At 61.7% G+C, this 20835-nt stretch carries 23 protein-coding genes; 13 read left to right on the top strand and 10 right to left on the bottom strand.

Annotated features, from left to right (window positions below; genetic code table 11):
* Positions 1 to 84 precede the first annotated feature (84 nt).
* Together QUH67_RS10695 and QUH67_RS10690 are read left to right on the top strand one after the other, a co-directional pair.
* Positions 85 to 2181: a S8 family peptidase gene (locus tag QUH67_RS10695; protein ID WP_300946640.1), complete on the top strand. Its 2097-nt coding sequence runs from the start codon at positions 85 to 87 to the stop codon at positions 2179 to 2181.
* 32 nt (positions 2182 to 2213) lie between these two features.
* Positions 2214 to 3431, top strand: coding sequence for a ComEC/Rec2 family competence protein (locus QUH67_RS10690; protein ID WP_300946639.1), 1218 nt, complete (start codon positions 2214 to 2216; stop codon positions 3429 to 3431).
* A gap of 79 nt (positions 3432 to 3510) precedes the next feature.
* On the opposite strand, the gene QUH67_RS10685 is transcribed toward QUH67_RS10690, so the two are convergent.
* Entirely contained in the window at positions 3511 to 3969 is a 459-nt protein-coding gene (locus QUH67_RS10685) for a hypothetical protein (RefSeq protein ID WP_300946638.1), read from the bottom strand.
* On the bottom strand, positions 3966 to 6203 hold the full coding sequence (gene gspD / locus QUH67_RS10680) for a type II secretion system secretin GspD (protein WP_300946637.1): 2238 nt from the start codon (positions 6201 to 6203) through the stop codon (positions 3966 to 3968). Before gspD ends, QUH67_RS10685 begins: the two co-directional genes overlap by 4 nt.
* 352 nt (positions 6204 to 6555) lie before the next feature.
* On the opposite strand from gspD, the gene QUH67_RS10675 reads away from it, so the two are divergent.
* A complete protein-coding gene (locus QUH67_RS10675; RefSeq protein WP_300946636.1) occupies positions 6556 to 6741 on the top strand; it encodes a hypothetical protein in 186 nt (61 codons plus the stop codon).
* Here the strand turns inward: QUH67_RS10675 and QUH67_RS10670 are convergent.
* Positions 6738 to 6938: a hypothetical protein gene (locus tag QUH67_RS10670; RefSeq protein ID WP_300946635.1), complete on the bottom strand. Its 201-nt coding sequence runs from the start codon at positions 6936 to 6938 to the stop codon at positions 6738 to 6740. The two genes, QUH67_RS10675 and QUH67_RS10670, sit on opposite strands and share 4 nt — an antisense overlap.
* A gap of 487 nt (positions 6939 to 7425) precedes the next feature.
* Between QUH67_RS10670 and rfbF the strand changes: the two genes are divergently transcribed.
* From rfbF to QUH67_RS10650, 4 genes are read left to right on the top strand one after another with little or no spacing between them, the layout of a single operon-like run.
* Positions 7426 to 8196, top strand: a complete 771-nt coding sequence (gene rfbF, locus QUH67_RS10665; RefSeq protein WP_300946634.1) for a glucose-1-phosphate cytidylyltransferase — start codon at positions 7426 to 7428, stop codon at positions 8194 to 8196.
* 14 nt (positions 8197 to 8210) lie between these two features.
* A complete protein-coding gene (locus tag QUH67_RS10660; protein WP_300946633.1) occupies positions 8211 to 9254 on the top strand; it encodes an NAD-dependent epimerase/dehydratase family protein in 1044 nt (347 codons plus the stop codon).
* A 19-nt stretch (positions 9255 to 9273) separates the two neighbouring features.
* Positions 9274 to 9840 carry a dTDP-4-dehydrorhamnose 3,5-epimerase gene (gene rfbC, locus QUH67_RS10655; protein WP_300946631.1) on the top strand — a complete coding sequence of 189 codons (567 nt, stop codon included), beginning with the start codon at positions 9274 to 9276 and terminating at the stop codon, positions 9838 to 9840.
* The gene (locus tag QUH67_RS10650; RefSeq protein ID WP_300946630.1) at positions 9837 to 10763 is read left to right on the top strand and encodes an NAD-dependent epimerase/dehydratase family protein; all 927 of its coding nucleotides are present in this window, start codon (positions 9837 to 9839) and stop codon (positions 10761 to 10763) included. The genes rfbC and QUH67_RS10650 overlap by 4 nt, the downstream gene beginning before the upstream one ends.
* A 35-nt stretch (positions 10764 to 10798) precedes the next feature.
* On the opposite strand, the gene QUH67_RS10645 is transcribed toward QUH67_RS10650, so the two are convergent.
* The 3 genes from QUH67_RS10645 to QUH67_RS10635 form a co-directional block, all read right to left on the bottom strand.
* Positions 10799 to 11038 carry a hypothetical protein gene (locus QUH67_RS10645; RefSeq protein ID WP_300946629.1) on the bottom strand — a complete coding sequence of 80 codons (240 nt, stop codon included), beginning with the start codon at positions 11036 to 11038 and terminating at the stop codon, positions 10799 to 10801.
* A 43-nt stretch (positions 11039 to 11081) separates the two neighbouring features.
* Complete coding sequence (locus tag QUH67_RS10640) at positions 11082 to 11459, bottom strand: H-NS histone family protein (protein ID WP_300948004.1); 378 nt, start codon at positions 11457 to 11459, stop codon at positions 11082 to 11084.
* A gap of 272 nt (positions 11460 to 11731) precedes the next feature.
* Positions 11732 to 13192: an undecaprenyl-phosphate glucose phosphotransferase gene (locus QUH67_RS10635; RefSeq protein ID WP_300946628.1), complete on the bottom strand. Its 1461-nt coding sequence runs from the start codon at positions 13190 to 13192 to the stop codon at positions 11732 to 11734.
* A gap of 183 nt (positions 13193 to 13375) precedes the next feature.
* Between QUH67_RS10635 and QUH67_RS10630 the strand changes: the two genes are divergently transcribed.
* Entirely contained in the window at positions 13376 to 13639 is a 264-nt protein-coding gene (locus tag QUH67_RS10630; protein WP_300946626.1) for a hypothetical protein, read from the top strand.
* Positions 13640 to 13697: 58 nt separating this feature from the next.
* Here the strand turns inward: QUH67_RS10630 and QUH67_RS10625 are convergent, their stop codons facing one another.
* A complete protein-coding gene (locus tag QUH67_RS10625; protein WP_300946625.1) occupies positions 13698 to 14045 on the bottom strand; it encodes a hypothetical protein in 348 nt (115 codons plus the stop codon).
* Between the two features lie 276 nt (positions 14046 to 14321).
* Between QUH67_RS10625 and QUH67_RS10620 the strand changes: the two genes are divergently transcribed.
* Positions 14322 to 14714, top strand: a complete 393-nt coding sequence (locus tag QUH67_RS10620) for a hypothetical protein (protein WP_300946624.1) — start codon at positions 14322 to 14324, stop codon at positions 14712 to 14714.
* 500 nt (positions 14715 to 15214) lie between these two features.
* On the opposite strand, the gene QUH67_RS10615 is transcribed toward QUH67_RS10620, so the two are convergent.
* Complete coding sequence (locus tag QUH67_RS10615) at positions 15215 to 15481, bottom strand: hypothetical protein (RefSeq protein ID WP_300946623.1); 267 nt, start codon at positions 15479 to 15481, stop codon at positions 15215 to 15217.
* Between the two features lie 153 nt (positions 15482 to 15634).
* On the opposite strand from QUH67_RS10615, the gene QUH67_RS10610 reads away from it, so the two are divergent.
* Positions 15635 to 15838, top strand: coding sequence for a hypothetical protein (locus tag QUH67_RS10610; protein ID WP_300946621.1), 204 nt, complete (start codon positions 15635 to 15637; stop codon positions 15836 to 15838).
* A 482-nt stretch (positions 15839 to 16320) separates the two neighbouring features.
* Here QUH67_RS10610 and QUH67_RS10605 read toward each other — a convergent pair whose 3' ends face one another.
* Together QUH67_RS10605 and QUH67_RS10600 are read right to left on the bottom strand one after the other, a co-directional pair.
* Positions 16321 to 16869: a cold shock domain-containing protein gene (locus tag QUH67_RS10605; protein ID WP_300946620.1), complete on the bottom strand. Its 549-nt coding sequence runs from the start codon at positions 16867 to 16869 to the stop codon at positions 16321 to 16323.
* A 33-nt stretch (positions 16870 to 16902) separates the two neighbouring features.
* On the bottom strand, positions 16903 to 17628 hold the full coding sequence (locus QUH67_RS10600; protein ID WP_300946619.1) for an FkbM family methyltransferase: 726 nt from the start codon (positions 17626 to 17628) through the stop codon (positions 16903 to 16905).
* Between the two features lie 424 nt (positions 17629 to 18052).
* On the opposite strand from QUH67_RS10600, the gene QUH67_RS10595 reads away from it, so the two are divergent.
* The 3 genes from QUH67_RS10595 (at position 18053) to QUH67_RS10585 (ending at position 20813) form a co-directional block, all read left to right on the top strand.
* Positions 18053 to 18556, top strand: coding sequence for an acyltransferase (locus QUH67_RS10595; RefSeq protein WP_300948003.1), 504 nt, complete (start codon positions 18053 to 18055; stop codon positions 18554 to 18556).
* A gap of 116 nt (positions 18557 to 18672) precedes the next feature.
* Entirely contained in the window at positions 18673 to 19701 is a 1029-nt protein-coding gene (locus QUH67_RS10590; protein WP_300946618.1) for a Gfo/Idh/MocA family protein, read from the top strand.
* Positions 19698 to 20813: a DegT/DnrJ/EryC1/StrS family aminotransferase gene (locus tag QUH67_RS10585; RefSeq protein WP_300946617.1), complete on the top strand. Its 1116-nt coding sequence runs from the start codon at positions 19698 to 19700 to the stop codon at positions 20811 to 20813. Before QUH67_RS10590 ends, QUH67_RS10585 begins: the two co-directional genes overlap by 4 nt.
* The last annotated feature ends 22 nt before the right edge of the window (positions 20814 to 20835 follow it).

Below are 20835 nucleotides of genomic sequence, written 5' to 3'. Positions count from 1 at the left end.
GGCAAGTGTTGTCTCATTGCCGCATTATTTGGCGAGCGGACTGGTCCACTCGCCGTCAGTTGATTTTTTCATACGGGCTGCGACATGCCTTTGCCCAACGATCAGTTCCTGACCGACGACGAAATTCGCCGACTCGTGTTCGAGACGTTCGGCATGGGGCGCTTCACCCAGGACAGCCCGGTTCAACCCGACGTCTGGATCCGCTTCCTGAAGCTTGCGGGCCGCGGCGACCTCGAGAAGACCAGAGTATCGCTGCTGGTTGTGCCGAAGGATACCTCCGCCGAGGACGGCACGCCTGCGGGGGGCGGCGGCTTGCTCGCCGAAGGCATCCGCAGGTCGATCCTCAACCGCCCGCGGGGTCAGGAGCCGCTGAAAAGCCGCGACGCATCGGAAAGGCTGCTGCGCCCGCACCGGGTGGCCGCGACCACCCGCGCGGTGGCGATCGACGTCACCTTCGAGGAGATGCTCACTTATCTGATCCCGAAGACCTATTGGTGGACCTGTGTCGACGAGAAATATCGCGATCCGACCAGGCTCGGAGACATGCTGCTCACAAAACAGAAGAAGAGCGTCAAAGACGCATTGCTGGAATTCGACGATACCGAGTATCTACGCTTCGTCGCGCTCAGCGCCGTGACCAGTTACATCGGCGACGTCAGAGAGGCCGCAAACGCGAACGACAAGATTCGTGACATTGTCGCCCTGCTGGCACCGGCATCGGAGGTTGACGACGAGGACCCCGATGACAGGCGACAGCGCGAGGTGGCAACGCCGGACGCCACCATCGCCAAGCTCAATCCGCTCTGGAAGAGCTACAGCGCGCTGGCGCGGCGCACCTTCTGGTCCAGGATCGGCAAACGCGCGGCAGTCCACCGAACGCCGAGCGATGCCGTCGCCCTGAAGGCGCAAAGCCTGATCTGGGCCATTCATCGCAACCGGGTGGTTCGCGCACAAGCCGCTCCGCCGGCGAACGTATCCTTGCACGGAACGCTGAAGTCACCGGCGCGACTCTCGAGCCAGACCGTGAAGGCCGACGCCGCTATCACCCTGTTTTCAATCAGCACCAGGGACCTGACCTGGGCCGTAGTGGACACCGGCATCGACGCAACGCATGACGCCTTCCTGCCCAAGCCCGGAGCGCCCGAAAGCATGAAGAGCCGGGTCATCCGCACGCTCGATTTCACGCGCCTGCGCGATCTGTTGGCCGAGGACTTCGACGCGGCCGCACTGATCGCGAAAATCCCGTGGGAGAGCGACCTGTCGCGTCAGCAGAAGATCCTCCGCATCCAGACGACGCTGGATTCGCTTCGCCGCCGCAACGTCAACGGACGCGAGCTCGACTGGACGCTGATCGAGCCGTTGATCCGCCTCAAGCCGACCGACGCCAAGGCGCCCAAGGATCCGCACGGCACCCACGTCGCGGGCCTTCTCGGTGGCGACCTGCCGAAGGGTGTTCCCGGCGACACGACGCCGTTCGTGGGCGTGTGCCCTGACATCCAGCTCTATGACCTGCGGGTGTTCGACGATGACGCGGAGAATGACGAATTCACCATCCTTGCCGCGATCGACTATATCTCGTGGATCAATCGCGACCCCGAACGCCCGGTCATCCATGGCGTGAACCTGTCGCTGGCGACCGCGCATGTAGTGGACGCGCATGCCTGCGGCCGCACGCCGATCTGCGAGGCCTGCAACCGCCTGTCCGCCAACGGAACTGTGGTGGTGGCGGCAGCCGGCAATTCGGGCTTCGACAAGAAGGAGAAGAAGGAAACGCTCGGCACCGGCTACCGTGCCATCAGCATCACCGATCCCGGCAATGCTGAGGATGTGATCACCGTGGGCGCCACCCATCGCAACGACCCGCACACCTATGGCGTGAGCTATTTCTCCAGCCGCGGCCCGACCGGCGACGGGCGCATGAAACCGGACCTGGTGGCGCCGGGCGAGAAGATCCGCTCGACCGCACCGGGAAACACGATGCTGGTCAAGGACGGCACCTCGATGGCGGCTCCGCACGTGTCCGGCGTCTGCGCGCTGCTGATGGCGCGTCATCGCGAACTCATCGGCCACCCGAAGCGGATCAAGGAGGTGCTGATACGGACGGCGACCGATCTCGGCCGCGAGCGCAGCTTCCAGGGCGCGGGGCTCGTGGATGCGTTGCGAGCGCTGCAATCACTCTGACGGCAGGTCACGGCATCAAACGGGGGTGACACATGGTGATTTTCGAAGCGATCGACGCGGCGCATGGCGACTCCATTCTCGTCCGCTACCAGGGCAACAGTGGCTTTCAGCGGATCATCCTGGTCGATGCCGGTCCGAAATCCGCCAACAACGAGGACGGTGAGAAATACGTTCCCTATGAGGACCGCGTCATTCCCCGCCTGCTGGAGATCAAGGCCGAGCGCGACGCAAAGCCGAAGAGCGAGGACATTCGTTCCGGCCAGCCGACGCTGGCGCTCGACCTTGTGATGTGCACGCACATCGACGACGACCACATCGCCGGCATCGAGCGGCTGTATGGCTGCCTTTCGGGCGATGGCCAGTGCGCCGATGACGGCGACAAGGTGGAAGCCAAGACGCTGTGGTTCAACTCCTTCTCGAAGCTGATGGATGGCGTCAGCATCGACGATGCGGTGGTCGAGTCGCTGTCGGTGTCGCAAGGCGAACATGTCACCGCATTCGCGAAGGCATCGGGGGCCACCATCAACAAGGGTGCGCCGGGGCAACTCGTGGCTGTCGGCCAGTTGCCGAAGGGTTTTGCACCCGCGACGGTGACGATCACCAATCCGGACAAGAAAGCGCTGGAGAAGCTCAAGAAGGACTGGCTCGCCGACGTCAAGAAGAAGAAGAAAGCGACGAAAAAAGCCGCGCCCGAACCGTCGGCGACCGGCGGCGAGGTGAAGTTCAAGCCCGATCAGGCGGTGGCGAACCTCTCCTCGATCGTGATGCTGATCGAGGTGTTCGGCCGCAAGATCCTGCTGACCGGCGACCAGCGCGGAGATCACGTGCTGTCCGGGCTGATCAAGACCAAGGAGGCGAAGGGCGGCAAGCTGCACGTCGACATCCTGAAGGTGCCGCATCACGGTGCGATCGGCAACAACCCGAAAGAATTCGTCGCGGCGGTGACCGCCGACACCTATGTGTTCTCCGCCAACGGCAAGGACCAGAACCCCGATCCGCCGGTGCTGGCCCTGTACGCCGCCGAAGCGAAGAAGGACCGCAAGTTCACCATGGCCTTCACCAATGGCGCGATGCTCTACGAGAAGGACGCGAAGGGCAAGCTGCCGAAGATCGGCAAGACCACGGTGAAGACGCTAAAGGAGGCCATCGCCGAGTTGAAGAAGGATCCCGCCGTCAAGAAGAACGTTACCTTCCTGTTCCGCGATCCGAAGAAGCACTCGCTGGTGTTCGAGCTGGAGAAGAAGGCATAGGGAACGGTTACGGCCTCCGACCTTGGACCTCGGAGGAGGCTTCGCACGCACGTTGCGCCGTTCCGTTCATGGCAACGCCCTACCCCTTCGAATTCAGCACGACCGGCGGCGGCATCGGCGGCACGGCGGCCTCCGGCGGAGGCGGCGGGCGGACCGAGCTTTCCAGCTTCATCCGTTCCTCGACGACGGCGGGACCCGGCTCGAACACGGTGCAGCCCTTGGTGCGCTGCAGATCGGACAGCGCGTCGAGCCGCCTGCGCTCGTCGATCAGCTGCTTGGGCGCATCGAGCGGATAGCGTTCGTAGCCGTAGCCCGACAGCGGCCCCACCGCCAGCCAGTATTCCAGCCGGGCGGCGCGCCGCGCCGCGTAGCGGAAGGACGCGGCAATGCCGTTGCAGTTCATGGATTCATCGACCGGCAGGATCGCATAGGGCGGCGGCGGCTCGACCGGGCCGGCATAGGTCACGCAGCCCGCCAGCGAACCGGCGATGGCCGGCACCAGCCAGAGATTTCTCCAACGGATGGCTCGGCGTTTCACTGGGAAATCATCCGTTGCGCGGTATTGGCCGGCGACCGCTCGCGCGAGGTCGTGTGCGGCATGTAGACATGCATCTTGCGCCGGTACTCTTCCGTCACGAGGCGGCTTTCGGTGCCGTCGCGGACCACCTTCGGCGTGATCAGGATGACGAGCTCGGTCTTCTTGACCTTGTCTTCGCGGTTGGAGAACGCGGCACCGAGCCCGGGGATGTCGCCGAGCAACGGAATCTGGTTGCTGGTCTTGTCGGCCTGCTCCTGGATCATGCCGCCGAGCGCCAGTACCTCGCCGTCATTGACGACGACGGTGGTCTTCACGCGCCGCTGCTGGATCGTCGGCGAATCGATTCCCGACGACGTGGTCTTCGCCACGGCGCTGACCTCCTGCTCGATCTCGAGCTGCACCCGGCCGCTTTCGTTGATGCGCGGCGTCACCGACAGGATCACGCCGGTGTCCTGCATGGTGATCGAATTGACGATGGCGGTTTGCGCCGTCACCACGCTGGTCGCGGTCTGCGTGGTGATCGGCACCTGGTCGCCGATCTGCAGCCTCGCCGTCTTGTTGTCCAGCACCATCAGCGAAGGCGTCGAGATGACGTTGACGCGCGTCAATGCATTCAGTGCGCTGAGCGTCGCGGCGATGCTTGCCGCGTTGACCGCATAATTGAAGCCCGGGAAAACCTGCCCGACGCCGCCCTTCAGGGCGTTGGTGAACGAGGCGGTCGGCGTGCGGTCCTTCTGCAAGGCCCACTGCACGCCATATTGCAGGTTGTCGTTGAGCGTGACTTCCGCAATGACCGCTTCGATCAGGACCTGGCTGGCGACGACATCGAGGCCCTGGATGACGCGAAGCACGCGCTCGTAGTCCCGGTCATTGGCCATGATGAGCAGCGAGTTCTTGGTTTCGTCGGCCACGATCTTGAGCGGCGGTTCGCCGCCCGCCGTGTTCGACGGCGAGGACGACGAGGCCGGGTCGATCGCATCCGGCGTCAGCGCGTCCGGCTCGTTGTTCAACGCACGCTGCAGGCTTTGCAGATCGTTGCCGGCGCCGATGCCGACGCCGCCACGGAGCCCGGGTGCGCCGCCCTGATCGATATCCGGCGTCGCGCCCGCCGAGCCAAGCGGTCTCGCCGTGCTTGCCGAGAAGCCCGCCTGCCGCGATCGCGGCGAAACGCTGCGCGTCGGCTGCTTCACTACCTTCATTTCATTCGAGAACATCGACTGCAGCACGCTGGCCAGTTCGGCCACGGGCCGGTTCTGCACCTGATAGACGTGAAGCTGCCGCTCGGAGCCGACCGCCTTGGCGTCGAGCCGCCTGATCCAGGTCTGCGCACGCGGCAGATAGCTCGGCTGCGACGTCACGACCAGGATCGCGCTGAGCCTGGTGTTGGCGATGAACCTGACGCGGCCCTTCAGCGGTCCTTCCTTTTCCGAAGCGAAGATCGCCTTCAATTCATCGACCATCTTTTCCGGCTGCGCGGTCTTCACCGGGACCACGGCGAACGACATGCCCTTCATGACGTCGACGTCGAACACCGAAATCGAATCCAGAATGCCTTCGATCTCGGCCGGCGAGCCCTTGAGCGCGAGAATGTTGCGGGCGTCGTCGGCCTGCACGATCGCGCCTTTCGGCACCATCGGCTCCAGCACGCGCGCGACTTCGGTCGCGGAAACATATTTCAGGGAGACCACGCGAATGCCGTTGCCGGCCATGGCGCTTTCGGCCGGGCCATTGCCGGTCGCGATCACGCCGGTGGCGGACTGGTCGGCCGGCGCAATCTGGTAGGTGCCGCGGTTCTGCACCAGCACCGCGCCGATCGGCTTCAGCGCGGTCTGGAACATCTCCAGCGCCTCGGCCTTGCTGACCGGACGCGTCGTCTGCACGGAAATCACGCCGTCGACGCGCGGATCGACGACGTAGTTCACGCCGATCATGTCGCCGAGAACGGTCTTGGCGGCCTGCTGGAGTGGAACGCTCGCCAGATTGAGAACCACGCTGCCGTCGCCGCCGGCGACCTTCCGCTGCGACGTCCCGCCGATCATGCTGCCATTGCCGCCATCCATGACGGCCACCGCGGGCGATGACGGCGACGGCAGCGGCACGGCGCCCGTGGGGCCGCCGTCATAGGCATAGGTCTGCTCGAGCGAGACCGGCTGTCCAGCAGCCAGCCTGGGCCGCGACGCCGTGGTCAAAGGCGTTGCGATGGGAGTGGTGGTGCAGCCCGACACAACGAGCATAGCCGCCCCACAGGCGGCTAATCTCGTGGCAAGGCTACGAGAAGGCAACAACGGAAAACCCCCAACAACTTCGCGCCGTCGACGGCTTTTGGCGCGTAAATAATTGGTAAAACATCATAGTTAATCGACAGTAAATCGGCCCGGTTTGCCGGCGGGCGCCAAATCGGATGTCACGGCAAGAGCTTGCGGCGGGAAGGAGCGCAAAGGCGACAGGACCGTTCGGACCGTCAATTTGGCCCCCGGTATCGCCGGGATAAGCCCGATCCAGGCCGATGCGCGAGTTGGCCGGATCTGGAGAGGCTGCTATATTAATTCCGGCCCACACCCGGGCCTGAAAGGTCAGGGCAAGCGTATGATGAACCTCGTTTCGGCTCCCGCGGGGGAGACATTCTCGATCGTCGGGACGTGCATCAACTGCACCGCGCCGGCGAGCCTGCTGGCGACCCTGACCGTCCTCGCCATCGGCGTCGCGCTGGCGTTTCGCTCGGAACGGCGCAGTGGTACGTCCAGCAAGGCGGCTCAGGCCATCAATCACTAGCCAGGGTCGTCGGACTCATACTCGACGAACTTTTTGTAGATCCAGCGTCGGCCGTCGTGCCGGCGCCACACCTTGCCCCATAGCAGCCGGCCCGTGATCGAACGCCTCGGCATCATGACCGTCCAGAGATGCCAGGTGTCCGCCCATGTCCGCTCCGGATTGAGCGATGTGACTTGAGACAGGTTATGACGGCGCATCGCACTCAACTCCGGCATTAAATATACGGCGCGCCGATGGATGCGACGACGCGCTCAGACCTCAATTTTTCGGGGACGAAGGGAAGCCGCTTCGGCTGCGACAACCTCGAGCCTGCGCCGGAGCTCGCAGACCTCGCGATATCGTCGTGCGAGGTCTTCAGGCTGAAGCCGCAACCTGCGCTTGATCACAACCTTTCGATGCGGGCGATTTCGCTTCATGCGACATCATAGCTTCGGCCCTGCCCGGCTCAATCAAAGCCGTGCATTAAGCTAACCCGTCAACCTTACCGGTCCGCGCAACCTCAACGCGCGCACGAAAGCGGACCGCCGTCGCCGTTCGTGCGCCGATCCTCAAGTGGGAACCCCAAAACGGCCGGAGAAATCAAGCCGTCATTTCGTCACGAAATGACGTCGCGGCCTCGCGCGGCGGCGACATTTCATGTAGGAAATGCCCGGAAAGTTATTAATCTCATTGAATGGCGAATTAATGCGCGCAGTATTGCTGGCCGGCGGCCTTGGAACCCGGTTTGCCGAGGAAACCGACGTTCGTCCCAAGCCGATGATCGAGATCGGCGGCAAGCCGATCCTCTGGCACATCATGAAGATGTACTCCAGCCACGGCATCAACGACTTCATCATTTGCCTCGGCTACAAGGGCTACGTGATCAAGGAATATTTTTCGAACTATTTCCTGCATCAGTCGAACGTTACGTTCGACCTCCGCGAAAACCGGATGGAGGTGCTGGAGAAGCACGCCGAGCCGTGGCGGGTGACGCTGATCGACACCGGCGAAGACACCATGATCGGCGGCCGCATCAAGCGAATCCTGCCCTATATCGGCGATGACGACGCCTTCTGCCTGACCTATGGCGACGGCGTCGGCGATATCGACATCACCGAAAGCATCGCCTTCCATCGCCGCGAAGGGCGGCTGGCTACCGTGACCGGCACACAGCCCCCCGGCCGCTTCGGCGCCATCAACCACCAGGGCAGCCGCGTCACCGGCTTTCAGGAAAAGCCGCGCGGCGACGGCAACTGGATCAACGGCGGCTTCTTCGTGCTGTCGCCCAAGGTCGGCGACTACATCGAGGGCGACGCGACCGTCTGGGAAAAGGAGCCGATGACCAAGCTGGCAACCGACGGCCAGCTCAGCGTGTTCCTCCATGACGGCTTCTGGCACCCGATGGATACGCTGCGCGACAAGCGGTATCTGGAAGATCTGTGGTCGACCAACAAGGCCCCCTGGAAAAAATGGTAACGAAGAAAGACTCTATGCGCATTCTCATTACGGGTTCGATGGGTTATGTCGGCCCGATCCTCACGCGCCACCTGCGGCAGAAATTTCCCGACGCAGAATTGATCGGCTTCGATACCGCCTTCTTTGCCCACAATCTGACCGGCGCGGCCAGAATGCCGGAGTCGCTGCTCGATCGCGTGCATTTCGGCGACATCAGGGACTTCCCGCCGGAGCTGCTCGACGGCGTCGATGTCGTCGTCCATCTGGCGGCGATCTCCAACGACCCGATGGGCAAGGAATTCGAAGGCGTCACCGAGGCGATCAACGAAAAGGCCAGCGTGGCGCTGGCGCAGATGGCGGAGCAGCGCGGCGTCGGCCGTTTCGTGTTCGCTTCCAGCTGCAGCATCTACGGCGCCGCCGAAGGCCGCCCCAAGCGCGAGAGCGATACGCTCAATCCCCTCACCGCCTATGCGCGCTCCAAGGTCGCGATGGAAAACGCGCTGCGTGCCAGCAACGCCGGCGAAATGACGGTCACCTGCCTGAGGTTTGCCACCGCGTGCGGCATGTCGGACCGGCTGCGGCTCGACCTCGTCCTGAACGACTTCGTCGCGGGCGCGCTCGCCACCGGCGAGATTACCGTGCTCAGCGACGGCACGCCGTGGCGGCCGCTGATCGACGTGGCCGACATGGCGCGGGCGATCGAATGGGCGATCGGACGCGACGCCGCACAGGGCGGACGGGTTCTCGTGGTGAACGCCGGCAGCAACCAGGGCAATTATCAGGTCCGCGATCTGGCCAGCGTCGTCGCCGACGAACTGCCCGGCACCAAGGTCAGCATCAATACCGCCGCACCGCCGGACCTGCGTTCCTATCAGGTCGATTTCTCGCTGTTTGCCGAACTGGCGCCCGCGCATCTTCCCGCCGTGCCGCTCGCCCAGTCCGTGCGCAACCTCTCGGCCGGACTGAGGGGCATGGGATTTTCGGACAAGGGATTTCGCACCTCTTCGCTGATGCGGCTCAAGACGCTCAAGGATCACATTGCGGTCGGCCGGCTGTCGTCCGACCTTCGCTGGCAGTAAGCTTCGAAAGGCCGACATCGTGAAGTTTCATCCGACGCCGCTGCATGGCGCCTACACGATCGAACTCGAAAAGCGCGGCGACGACCGCGGGTTTTTCGCGCGCTTCTTCTGCCAGAAGGAATTCGAGGCGGCCGGCGTGCCGATGTCGGTCGTCCAGATCAACAACTCGCTCAGTGCAAAAGCCGGCACCCTGCGCGGCATGCACTATCAGCTGGCGCCGGCCGCCGAGATCAAGGTGGTGCGCTGTATCCGCGGCGCCCTCTATGACGCGATCGTCGACCTGCGACCGGATTCGCCGACGTTCGGCAAATGGTTCGGCGTCGAACTCACCGCCGAAAACCGCCGGATGATTTTCGTGCCGCAGGGGTTTGCGCACGGCATCATGACGCTCGCCGACGACACCGAGGCGTTCTACCTGGTGAATGCGTTCTACGCGCCCGAACAGGAGCGCGGCCTGCGCTATGATGATCCACGCTTCGGCATCGAGTGGCCGCGGCAGCCCGCCGAGGTTTCGCCCAAGGACGCCGGTTGGCCGGATTTCGATCCTGAGTTCCACGGCATCGAGCGCTTGCGGGGGCTGACGTGAGAATCCTTCTGACCGGCGGCAGCTCGTTTACCGGTCTGTGGTTCGCGCGCAGCCTTGCCGCGAACGGCCATGCGGTCGTTGCCCCGCTCAGGGGCCGCGAATATTCGGGCCTGCGCGGCGAGCGCGTGACCGAACTTCGCCGCGTGGCCGAAGTCGTCGAGGATTGCCCGTTCGGCTCGGACCGTTTTCTCGATCTCGCGGGGACGGGCTCATGGGATTTGCTGTGCCAGCATGCGGCGCAGACCGGCGACTACCGCAGCCCGGACTTCGACGTCATCGGCGCCGTCGCCGACAACACGAAAAACCTCGTCGCGGTGCTGAGGAAGATGCTGGCCAATGGCCTGAAGGGCGTCGTCCTCACCGGCTCGGTGTTCGAACAGGACGAAGGCGCGGGCGATGCGCCGCTCAGGGCCTTTTCACCCTATGGATTGTCGAAGGGCCTCACCTGGCAGCATTATCGCTTCCTCAGCGAAACCATGCATTTCAACCTCGGGAAGTTCGTCATCGCAAACCCGATCGGGCCGTTCGAGGAGCCGCGGTTCTGCAACTATCTGATCCGTTCGTGGTTCAAGGGCGAGGTCCCGGCGGTGCGGACCCCGCTCTACGTACGCGACAATATTCATGTCGACCTGCTGGCGAAGGCCTATGCGGCCTTTGCCGAGCGCGTGCCCGCGCAGAACGGCATCGCAAAACTCAATCCGAGCTTCTATGTCGAGAGCCAGGGCGCGTTCGCGCAACGCTTCGCCACTGAAATGTCGTCCCGCCTCGCCGTCGCCTGCCCCGTCAATTTGCTGCAGCAGGAGGAATTCGGCGAGCCGATGGTCCGCATCAACACCGACAGGGTCGACGGAGCGGATCTGGGCTGGAGCGAAACAGCGGCCTGGGATGCCGAAGCTGCGTTTTACCGGCAGCGTGCGAGATAATCGCGAATACGTCCTTGCAGCAGACGCGATCGCCGTTATTTCCGGCAGCCCTGCCGGCAGGTCTGCGCCTGGCTGTCGCATGCGCTCTGGCAGGGAGCGCCGAGCGTGGTCGGACAGACGCGCTTGCAGGAATCGTTCTGGCTGGCGCAGCTGGCCAGACAGGCGTCGCTGGCCGCATCCGCCAGCCGCAACTTGCCGGCCGAGAAATTGGTTTGACCCGCAGCGGCGGAGCCGATCAGCAGCAGGGACCATACTGCACAGAGCGCGAGTTTCATCGATATCTCCGATTGCTGAGCGTTGGCGGCGGCAGAAGCACGCCTAGGCGCGGCGGCGGCGAGGATTGTCGCTGCCGGCGTCCGGCTTGCCAATCACGAATTCCTCGATCTTGTGACCGGTCTTGAGGGCTGCGGTCAACCAGCGGGGCTGCTTGCCGCGGCCCGACCAGGTTTCGGACGGCTCATCGGGATTCTGGTATTTCGGGAAAACTCGCGGGTACTTCCGGCGCTCGCGCGGGGCGCTTCGGGCATCCGCGGCTTCGGACTGGCGCATCTCTTTCTCGCGCCGAAGCTGCGCCAAGCGCTTTTCAAGTTCTCGCTTTTCCGATGTCAGCCGAACCGACAAGACCTGACTGAGCTCCTCGTGGAGCTGCCATAACTCGTCGACCGACATTCCATCGAAATTGGGCTTCTTGTTCATCCCGTCTTTGACCACCGCGATTCGTAACAAACTATAAGTCCAGTAACGGCCCTTTCCAGCAAAATAGTAAATTCGGCAACAGATCTCCGCAAACAAACGTTTTGCGGAGCGAAAAACCTAAGTCTTTCAAATATCTCTCAAATCGTGATCAGCACGGTAAATTGCGGGAGTTCGCCGAAGCCGTCGAGCGCCGGTCCCCGCAAATAGGGCGATTCTTCGCAACCAAGGATTGAATGATGTCGATCATCTAGCCGATCGCAGCTTCGGCACGTTCAGTAAGCGTTGCGCTTACGAAGCACCTCGAAAAAGGTCTTGATCAGGATGTGGATGTCGAGCCACAGACTCCAGTTGTTGATGTACCAGAGGTCGAGCTTCACGCGCTCGGAGATGTGCTCGATCGTCGGCGTCCCCCCGCGCGCGCCGTTGCATTGCGCCCACCCCGTCATGCCGGGCTTGACGTGATGCCGGAAAGCGTAGGCGCTCAGCACCGTCTCGAAATAATGGTCATGGGCCAGCGCATGCGGGCGTGGACCGATCAGGGACATATCGCCCTTGAGAACGTTGAACAGCTGCGGCAGTTCATCGATGCTTGCCGAGCGCAACAGCCGCCCGATCGATGTCACCCGCGGATCGTCCCGGGTGGCCTGCACCACGGCGGCCCCGTTTTCCTGCACGGTCATGGTGCGGAATTTGAACATCATGAACTGCTTGCCATTAAATCCTTTTCGGAACTGGCGGAAGATGACCGGGCCGCGGCTGTCGAGCTTGATGGCGATCGCCGTGAGCGCCATGATCGGCAGGAAGAACACCAGCGCCACACTCGCGATGACGAGGTCCATCACGCGCTTGACGAAACGTTCCGCGGCACTGAGCGGCGCGCGCTGGATTTCGATGGCGAGGACGCGCTGGCGCGCCGACGAAGCATAATTCGACAACGTCCGGACCCTGACGTCGGGTAACAGCCGCACCGCGACCGGAAGCGACTTGACGTGCTCGCGGATGAACTCCAGCCGGGGCGCATCCTCCCAGGGCATCGCCAGCAGAACTTCCCGGCAATTGTTGCGCCTGACGAAGTTGGCGGCGGAGTTGATGACGTTGACGTCGGTCGCATCGCGTTTTGCGGGATCGTCTTCCGTGCCGAGAATGAACCGGGTGACTTCGGACGTGCCGAAGAAGACCAGCAGGTCGCGCGGCTCCATCGCGGCGATCTCACCGGCATCGCCGATCAGCACGATGTCCCGCCGGCCGATCACACCGCGCGAAACGGCCGCCGCCAGCGCCAGCTTGGCGCCTTTCCTGACGGCGAGCAGGCCCACGGGCGCAACGAAATAGAACACCACGAAGGCGCCGCGCGAATAGTCGACGCCGATCTTGAGCAGAAACGCAAAGAACGCGAGCAGCAGCCCCGTCGTAAACCAGCAGATCAGTATTTCCGCGATCTCGACGCGCGGCTTGGCGCTGTCCGGGAAATCGTAATAGCCGCTGCCGCTCATGCGCAGGATATGAATGAAGCTGGCCAGCAACCCGACGGCGCAATACGGGAGAATGTTCGGCGCAGGATAGCCGGCGGACAGCTGGTAGCCGATGCCGCCAACGATACTCGACAGCAGAATCACAAAGGCATCTGCAGTCGACAGGAGATAGGGAACGGCGTTGCTGGAGAAACGAGCGGGACCGGGGGCGGACTTATCGATCGGGCTTACCTCGTCGCCAATATCCGCTCCAATCGACATGAAAAAATGCCCGCGCAGTGCCAACCGCCTGAACCACTGGCTAGAGGCCGCAAATCCGAGAAACCTTCACAGGCTTATGTAACTCGCCGTTAATGCCGGCGACCATATCCTCGGGGGGAATGCGAGGCAACATTTAATCAACTTTGAATGCACCTTTATAAATAATCGTGGAGTGCGTAACACATGCTGCCTCTCATTGCCTGCGGCGCCGGCATCTTTGTGGGCCTTCACTTCAATATTCTGGCGCTGCTGCCGCTGTCGGTGCTGGGCGCCGGCGCCTACGTCTTAACTTCCTGGTCCAACGGCCATGGCTTGCTGAGCAGCATGGCCGCCGTGTTCCTTCCCATCGTCGCCGTTCAGGTCGGCTATTTCCTGGGGCTGACCACCCGGCCGGCCTATTTGCACCTGCGATCGCGGTTGAACATCCGGCAATCGGAGCAGGCATAGTTCCGGGTTTTGAACAGGAATTAACAATTCATTTGCCGGTTCCGGCGGCAGACGGTTCCTACCGCACCTTGCCGGCGAAATGTCGGCCGAAAACTTCCTGAATGGCGGAAAGTCCGGCGAGCTGACGCTCGAGTTCCTGCGTGCGTTGTTCGCCGCTCGTCATTTGCTGCTCGTATGACTTGATCCTTGCGGCATCCTTGGCTTCGCGCGTCAAATATTCATCGTAATCGGTGCCGGTGGCAAAGGACGCCTGGTCGCGCGCCGCATCGACCCGCGCACGCAGCGCGTCGCGTTCCTTACAAATCGCAGCGACAGCGGCGTCGACGGCGGCCGAAATCGCGCCGAGTCGTTCGCTGTCGGTCTGCGCATCGCGCTCCGCGGAGCGAACCTTGAAAGCGAGGGCCATCTCTCGTCTCCTTGCGCGGGCCGGGTGCTGCACAGCACCGGCAGGCCGCCGGGATCGTCGGCGGAAGTCTTAATACAGCCAAACAAACGGCCGCCCCGGGCAACAACGTTGCATTTTTTCGAAAAACCGGAAGGCTGGATTGTTAAACGATTCGGATTTTTTTTGTAATAATGGCGACCATGCGAGCGCTTGGGCTCGCTGCATATGCCGAGGTGACAACCGGGCAGCATCAAGATGAGATTTCGGGATACCTTGAAATTTGCGCTTGAACTGCTTGTGCCTGAAAAGCGCATGCAAGCGGGCGGGGATGCTGCGCCCGAGCCCAAGCGCGAGGCGTCGCCTGAAACTGCACCGAATTCCGCAACAGGCCTCGAGGCCGAGCGAGCCTCGCTGCGGCTGAAAGCACGGCGGATGATCGAGGATCTGGACCATGGCCGGTTCGGCGGTCCTTCGTTCAGCCAGCAAACGATCGAACTGCTGTCGATGGCGCTGGAAAGCGCCGAGGCCTCCTCGGGCGCACCGGCAACCGAGGAGCAGCTTCGCTCGGTCGCGGCCATGCTGTTGAAAGTGGCCGGCGATGGCGAGCGCGATCCGGTGCGCCTGAAGGCCGCCGCAATGTCCGCTTTGGAACCGGCCAGCACGGCGGATGAACAGCCGCCGTCGAGCTGACGAGCGCTGAGCCGTGCGACCGATCCGGGCCGCGCGCCACCATTGGTGCGACTCGGCCATGGCGGCTTGCCCGTGCATTGGCACGGCAAGGACTGACGGACCAATCAAGCCCCTTTGTATGGCGTTGCCCCCGCCTGTCGTTGCAGGTTGAACCATTACGCCGTGACCCGGTTTGACCATCGGGGTTGTGGTTCAAGTTAGAATGCTGGTTGAGGTCAGGTTGATTCCCGTCGAAATTGCAAAAACTTATGCGGAGGTCCTGCAACTCCGCATGGCGGTTCGGGAGGCCGAGTTCGCGCTTCGAATTCGCGCCCGTTCGCGTCGCCTCCGCGCCCGCCGGGATGTCCGCGGCTTGCGACCAATCGATCCGCAACTGGAACGAGGCCAGAGCCAGCCGGCCTGACCAAAAGGCGTGAAAACAGAAAAATCAGAGAGTGCCGACCGTTCGCATGCCGAAATTGCTTCCGCGTGCAAGCCGGGCCGCGGGTCGGCGCGGGTCCCTAGCCTCGCTTGGAAGGCGCCGCCATCGAACGAGACGGGAGCTGGCTGAAAAGATCACAGCAGATCACGCCGATCACGTAGCCGGCCTGAAGGACGAATGCCAACAAGATAGCGTCCAGCGTAATCGATAATGCCGCCTGCCCTTCAAACGACCCCACGACAACCCGCGCCAGCACGACCGCAGCGGTCAGGGGAATGAGGGCTACGAACTTGTAGCGGAGGCCGAAAAACAGGCCGGTCAGGCAGGCCACACTCAGCAACATCATGTGCCCCTGTTCCCTTCTTGCAACGCAAGATGGTGCGACGCAGTGAAAACCAATCCTATTTCAGCAAGAATTAACAAAGGGTTACGGCTCCCTCGGCGAAGGGTTGTGAACCCGCCAAGCGGATGTTAACGTTTGTTTTTTGGGGAACGTTCCATGCCGGATCCGAGAGATTTTCGGCTACGAAGTGTGCTCTGGATTGTCTTGGCCGCGATCCTGGTTGCGGCCATGCTTCGCTATGCCCTGCATGACTATGCCGGCCTGTTGGGCGAAGACATTCGTATGAATGCGCTATTGGGGGCAGCGGTATTGGGTGCAGCCTTGATGGCTACCTTCTTCTACCGGCTACACCGCCGCTGAAATAAAATCCCGGCCGCTGAAATTAAATAGCGCTGAATCAAACCACTCGCGGACGATAGGTATATTCGAGCTCAATCGAAACCTGCGGAACATTTCCGCCAATCCGGGCGAGCAAGCCGTGTTCGGTTTTTGGCGGATGCTCCCGAAGCAACTCGAAATCAGGGTGCTCGGAGAGCCACCTGTCCCGTTCTGCTTCAAGATGTCCCTTGTCCCGACCTAAAATGATATGTCGCCGTGTCATATTGAAATTGCCTGCCCAACCCAAAGCTATCAAAGCAAGTGAGATGCCAAACGGCGTCCCCTTCTACTTAGTCGCAGCATCAGCGGCTCCGAGGTCAAGGCCTGACGTCACTATGTCGTGAATTGCGTGGGGACTTCTGGCGCGCAAACGGTTCGCAGATACCGGCTGCAACGACAGCGATAGACCCCCACGACCTGCTGCGCCGACACGGTGCGCTCCCTTGTTGCGCCGATCTTGCCCACTAGCTCACGTCGGGCTCGTCCGACAGCACGTATTCGAGTTGCTTTTCACGAAGGCACACACCCAACGCGGCTTCGCATCGGTCGCGATCGGCCCGGCCGTACCGCACGCCTTTCACCGCCCAATTGGACCCGTCCGGCGCTTTAGAAACCACGCGTTCGATGATCACCCCGACAAGGGCCTGGCATTCGGGAGCGACGCTGCGAACCGCATCCGCCAGCGATTGCTCAAGCTCCACGCGCGCGATCGGCTTTCGAACGGGCTTGTCTGGCTGTTCGACAACCAGTTCGGCATGCTCGATCTCCGCATCCTGCAAGCCAACCGAAGCTCCGTTGACCTGCCGCTTTGTTTCCAGTCGCAGATTGGTCGCAAACGGCCTGCCCAAATCATTGGCCTGATCGAAGCTGACCCTGTGGCCTTTTCGCAGGTAATTGATGCCGGCAGCCTCGAGCGCCCTGCGATGAACGAAAATGTCTTCCCCGCCCGTTTCGGAACGAATGAAGCCATACCCTTTGGAGCGATGAAACACCCTAACAACGCCTGTTGGCATTCCCGTTCCTTCCCGCGAACATGACGAATCCGCTCAAGGCACGAAAAAGAAGTTATTGATGTAGGGCTGCCCGGGTTTGCCCGACTGCAGCTCAGCATGGCGGAATCCATCGATCGGGCGCATCTCGGCGCCGTCGAAGTACTGTCCCTTGTAGCCCTTGTCTTTGAACCACGCAGCGGTGCGTTCAATCGCGCCGGGGTTATGGCGTTCCTCGATCTCGATCATGAAATTCGGGCGATCCCGCTCGACAATCCCCTCGGCGCCATGGAGTACCGACTCTTCATGGCCTTCGACGTCGATCTTGATGAATCCGATCGGCGGCAGATCGAAGTCGTCCAATCGCTTCTTGGGGACAACGACTTCGGTGAATTCATGCCCGCCAAGCGCGTTCACGTCGGAAATGGTGCCCAACGCCGCAACGTCTCCCATCGTGACCGGTATTCGTAATGTCGCAGAACCCGAGTCGGAAGATAGCGCGCTCCATTCTATTCGGACGGAATTTCCGAAGACGCTTTGGGCAAACCTTGCGCTGGCCGGATTGGCTTCGAAGCCAATGACCGACTTCGCAAACCTGGTGAAGTGCCGCGTATAAAACCCGAGGTGAACACCGATGTCGACCGCGGCCCGATCGGCGCTGATGTATCTCTCGACGAAATGGATCTCGCGCTCGGAGTCCTTCGACCACATATACTGCTTGTACTTCAGGTACTGCCACAGCGACGGAGAAATGCTGCGGAGACTCGCCGATAGCTTGTTCATTGACGACAACTCGGGGACAGAGCGGGCAACGATCGAAGTGAGATTAATATCATCAAGTATGCCGGTAGACTTGGCGCAGGCTGCTCGTGGCCTGCGCATACATCTGTCGGGTTCACCGGCTGGCTCGCGTTGTCCGCGCCAACCGGGCATCAGTCATACACAAATTCCTGGTTAATGCAGCGGCGTTGCCGGGAGAATGTGGTGGTGTCCACCGTTAACGATAACGGGCCGCGTTTCACCAGCAAGCTTCGACAGCAACTGGCGAAAGCGGAGCTTGCGCGACCTTAACCTTCGGAAGAACTAGACCGCTCGAAAACGATATTTCACCAGGGGTCGGGCTTACGGCACTTGAGATAAATGCTATCACTTGCCGAGCTTTGGTGCTCCGGGCACGCATCTCGTCCCGGTCAGAAAGAAAATTCGTATGCCAATATCAGACACCAGTAAACTGGGAACCAACGTCAAGATCTATCATCCGGATCAAGTGAATCTTTACGGTTGCTCGATTGGGGACGACAGCCGTGTCGGGTCCTTTGTGGAAATCCAGAAAAACGCCTCGATCGGCGCGCGCTGCAAGATCTCATCCCACAGTTTTATCTGCGAGGGAGTCGTTATTGAAGACGAAGTCTTCATTGGCCACGGCGTGATGTTCACCAACGATCGATTGCCGCGGGCGACCAATCCGGACGGCTCTCCCATGACCGAAGAAGACTGGAAGCTCGAATTCACCAAAGTGAAGCGCGGCGCCTCGATCGGCTCGAACGCCACGATTCTGCCGGGCCTGACGATCGGCGCATCGGCGCTGGTCGGCGCCGGCGCCGTCGTGACCAAGGACGTGCCCGATTACGCGATCGTGGCCGGCGTGCCTGCTAAAATCGTCGGAGACACGCGGCACGGCGCGGACTCCGCCAAGGCAAACGCATCCTAGCGGAGAAATGACAATTCACCGGCTGGGGATATTATCGACCTGCCGATCCAGCGACGAAGACAATTTACAGAAACGCATTCTTTAAATCAGCTCGGCTACGAGAGGCTCAGAAGCTAGTGATCAACGTAGGCGTTATCGGTTACGGATATTGGGGTCCCAACCTCGTTCGAAATCTTGCGGAGGTCTCCCGCGTCAAGCTCACCGCGGTCGCAGATTCATCCCCTGAAAAACTTGCGCTGGTCCAGCGCCGCTTTCCCGCGGTGACGACCACCGCCGACTATCAGGACCTGATCCGCGATCCCTCGATCGATGCGATCGCCATCGCCACGCCGGTCAGCACCCATTTCGAACTGGGCATGGCGGTGCTGAAGGCCGGCAAGCATCTCTGGCTCGAAAAGCCGATGACGGAAACGTCGTTGCAGGCGCGCCAGCTCCTGGAGGAGGCGGAGAAGCGCAAGCTGATCCTTTTCGTGGATCATACCTTTGTTTACACCGGCGCCGTTCGCAAGATGCAGGAGATCGTGTCCAGCGGCGAACTCGGAAAAATCCTGTATTACGACAGCAGCCGGGTGAACCTTGGTCTGTTTCAGCACGACGTAAATGTCATCGCGGATCTGGGAGTCCATGACTTCTCGATTCTGGATCATCTGTTGAAGGAACATCCCAACGCCGTGTCTGCCGCCGGCATCAATCACTTCCCGGGAACGCCGGAGAACCTGGCCTACATCACGATGTTCTATGACAGCGGCACGATTGCCCACATCAACGTCAGCTGGCTGGCACCGGTAAAGGTGCGGCAGATCTTGCTGGGCGGAAGCAACAAGATGATCACGTACGACGACCTCGAGCCGAGCGAAAAGATCAAGGTCTACGACAAGGGGGTCAGTTTCACCGACGACCCCAAGAAGATCTACGAAATGCGGGTCGGCTATCGTACCGGGGACATGTGGGCGCCAAAGCTCAACGAAGGTGAAGCGCTTCGCGTCGCCGTCGAACATTTCGTCGACTGCATCGAAAAATCTCAACCTCCGATGACCGACGGTCACATGGGGCTTCGCGTCGTCGAACTGGTGGAAGCCGCCACCAGCTCGATGCGGGGTCGCGGCGAAACCGTCCACATCCAGCGCAAGGGAAAATTTCAGTGATTCCGTTCGTTGATCTGAAGGCGCAGTACGCCAGCATCAAAGACGAGATTGCCGTCGCCATTCAGGGCGTCCTCGACAGCTGCCAGTTTACGTTGGGCAGCGAGGTTGCGGCGCTCGAGAAGGAATTCGCAGCGTATGGCGGCGCCAGGGAAGCGATGGGCGTCAACTCGGGCACCAGCGCCCTGCATCTCGCTCTGCTGGCGGCGGGCATCGGCCCGGGTGACGAGGTCATCACCGTCCCCTTCACGTTCGTGGCGACTGCCGCGGCGATCCACTACACCGGCGCCACGCCGGTCTACGTGGACATCGACCCGCAGACGTTCAACATGGACCCGGCCAAGATCGAAGCGGCGATCACTTCGAAAACCCGTGCTATCATTCCGGTTCATCTGTACGGCCAGCCGGCCGACATGGATCCCATCGTCGAGATCGCGCGGCGGCGCGGCTTGATCGTGATCGAGGATGCGGCCCAGGCGCACGGCGCCGAATACAAGGGTCGTCGCGTCGGCAGCCTCGGCGACATGGCGTGCTTCAGTTTCTATCCCGGCAAGAACCTCGGCGCCTATGGCGAAGCCGGCATGGTGACGACGGACAATCCCGATTACGCCAAGCGCATCCGGATGCTGCGGGACTGGGGCGCGGAGCAGAAATATCATCACGTGATGAAGGGCTATAACTTCCGCATGGAGGGTATCCAGGGCGCCGTGCTGCGCGTCAAGATGCGCCACATCGAGGCGTGGACCGAAGCCCGCCGGGCCGCGGCCCGCTATTACGACAAGGCCTTTGCCGGCAGTGGGATCCAAACGCCCCGGCAGTCCGAAGGCTGCCGCCACGTCTATCACGTCTATGCGGTCCGCAGCCCGGAACGGGCGCGATGGCAGCAGGAACTGACGGCCAAGGGCGTCCAGACCGGCATCCACTACCCGATCCCGGTTCACCTGCAGCAGGCCTATTCGGACGCAAGGTGGAAACGCGGCGATTTCCCGCATTCGGAAAAAGCCTCCGATGAGGTTCTTTCGCTGCCGATGTATCCTGAACTCAACACGGTTCAGCAAGATGAAGTCGTCGCCGCGGTGCTGGAAACGGCAAAGCAGTTGGTTCCCACGCGCTAATTTGGAGACAAGCGGATCATGA

Origin of the sequence: Bradyrhizobium roseum (genome assembly GCF_030413175.1) — a bacterium.
GTDB lineage: Bacteria > Pseudomonadota > Alphaproteobacteria > Rhizobiales > Xanthobacteraceae > Bradyrhizobium > Bradyrhizobium roseum.
This window is presented reverse-complemented; position numbering and strand designations above follow the sequence as displayed.

Bases quoted from the DNA above. Each gene is read 5' to 3' on its own strand.
- QUH67_RS10595 (WP_300948003.1), top strand. From the start codon at position 18,053: ATGCCAATATCAGACACCAGTAAACTGGGAACCAACGTCAAGATCTAT.
- QUH67_RS10610 (WP_300946621.1), top strand. From the start codon at position 15,635: ATGCCGGATCCGAGAGATTTTCGGCTACGAAGTGTGCTCTGGATTGTC.
- QUH67_RS10605 (WP_300946620.1), bottom strand. From the start codon at position 16,869: ATGCCAACAGGCGTTGTTAGGGTGTTTCATCGCTCCAAAGGGTATGGC.
- QUH67_RS10670 (WP_300946635.1), bottom strand. From the start codon at position 6,938: ATGCGCCGTCATAACCTGTCTCAAGTCACATCGCTCAATCCGGAGCGG.
- QUH67_RS10615 (WP_300946623.1), bottom strand. From the start codon at position 15,481: ATGATGTTGCTGAGTGTGGCCTGCCTGACCGGCCTGTTTTTCGGCCTC.
- rfbF (WP_300946634.1), top strand. From the start codon at position 7,426: ATGCGCGCAGTATTGCTGGCCGGCGGCCTTGGAACCCGGTTTGCCGAG.
- gspD (WP_300946637.1), bottom strand. From the start codon at position 6,203: ATGCTCGTTGTGTCGGGCTGCACCACCACTCCCATCGCAACGCCTTTG.
- QUH67_RS10630 (WP_300946626.1), top strand. From the start codon at position 13,376: ATGCTGCCTCTCATTGCCTGCGGCGCCGGCATCTTTGTGGGCCTTCAC.
- QUH67_RS10695 (WP_300946640.1), top strand. From the start codon at position 85: ATGCCTTTGCCCAACGATCAGTTCCTGACCGACGACGAAATTCGCCGA.
- QUH67_RS10640 (WP_300948004.1), bottom strand. From the start codon at position 11,459: ATGAACAAGAAGCCCAATTTCGATGGAATGTCGGTCGACGAGTTATGG.
- QUH67_RS10690 (WP_300946639.1), top strand. From the start codon at position 2,214: ATGGTGATTTTCGAAGCGATCGACGCGGCGCATGGCGACTCCATTCTC.
- QUH67_RS10660 (WP_300946633.1), top strand. From the start codon at position 8,211: ATGCGCATTCTCATTACGGGTTCGATGGGTTATGTCGGCCCGATCCTC.
- QUH67_RS10625 (WP_300946625.1), bottom strand. From the start codon at position 14,045: ATGGCCCTCGCTTTCAAGGTTCGCTCCGCGGAGCGCGATGCGCAGACC.
- QUH67_RS10645 (WP_300946629.1), bottom strand. From the start codon at position 11,038: ATGAAACTCGCGCTCTGTGCAGTATGGTCCCTGCTGCTGATCGGCTCC.
- QUH67_RS10600 (WP_300946619.1), bottom strand. From the start codon at position 17,628: ATGAACAAGCTATCGGCGAGTCTCCGCAGCATTTCTCCGTCGCTGTGG.
- QUH67_RS10675 (WP_300946636.1), top strand. From the start codon at position 6,556: ATGATGAACCTCGTTTCGGCTCCCGCGGGGGAGACATTCTCGATCGTC.
- QUH67_RS10635 (WP_300946628.1), bottom strand. From the start codon at position 13,192: ATGTCGATTGGAGCGGATATTGGCGACGAGGTAAGCCCGATCGATAAG.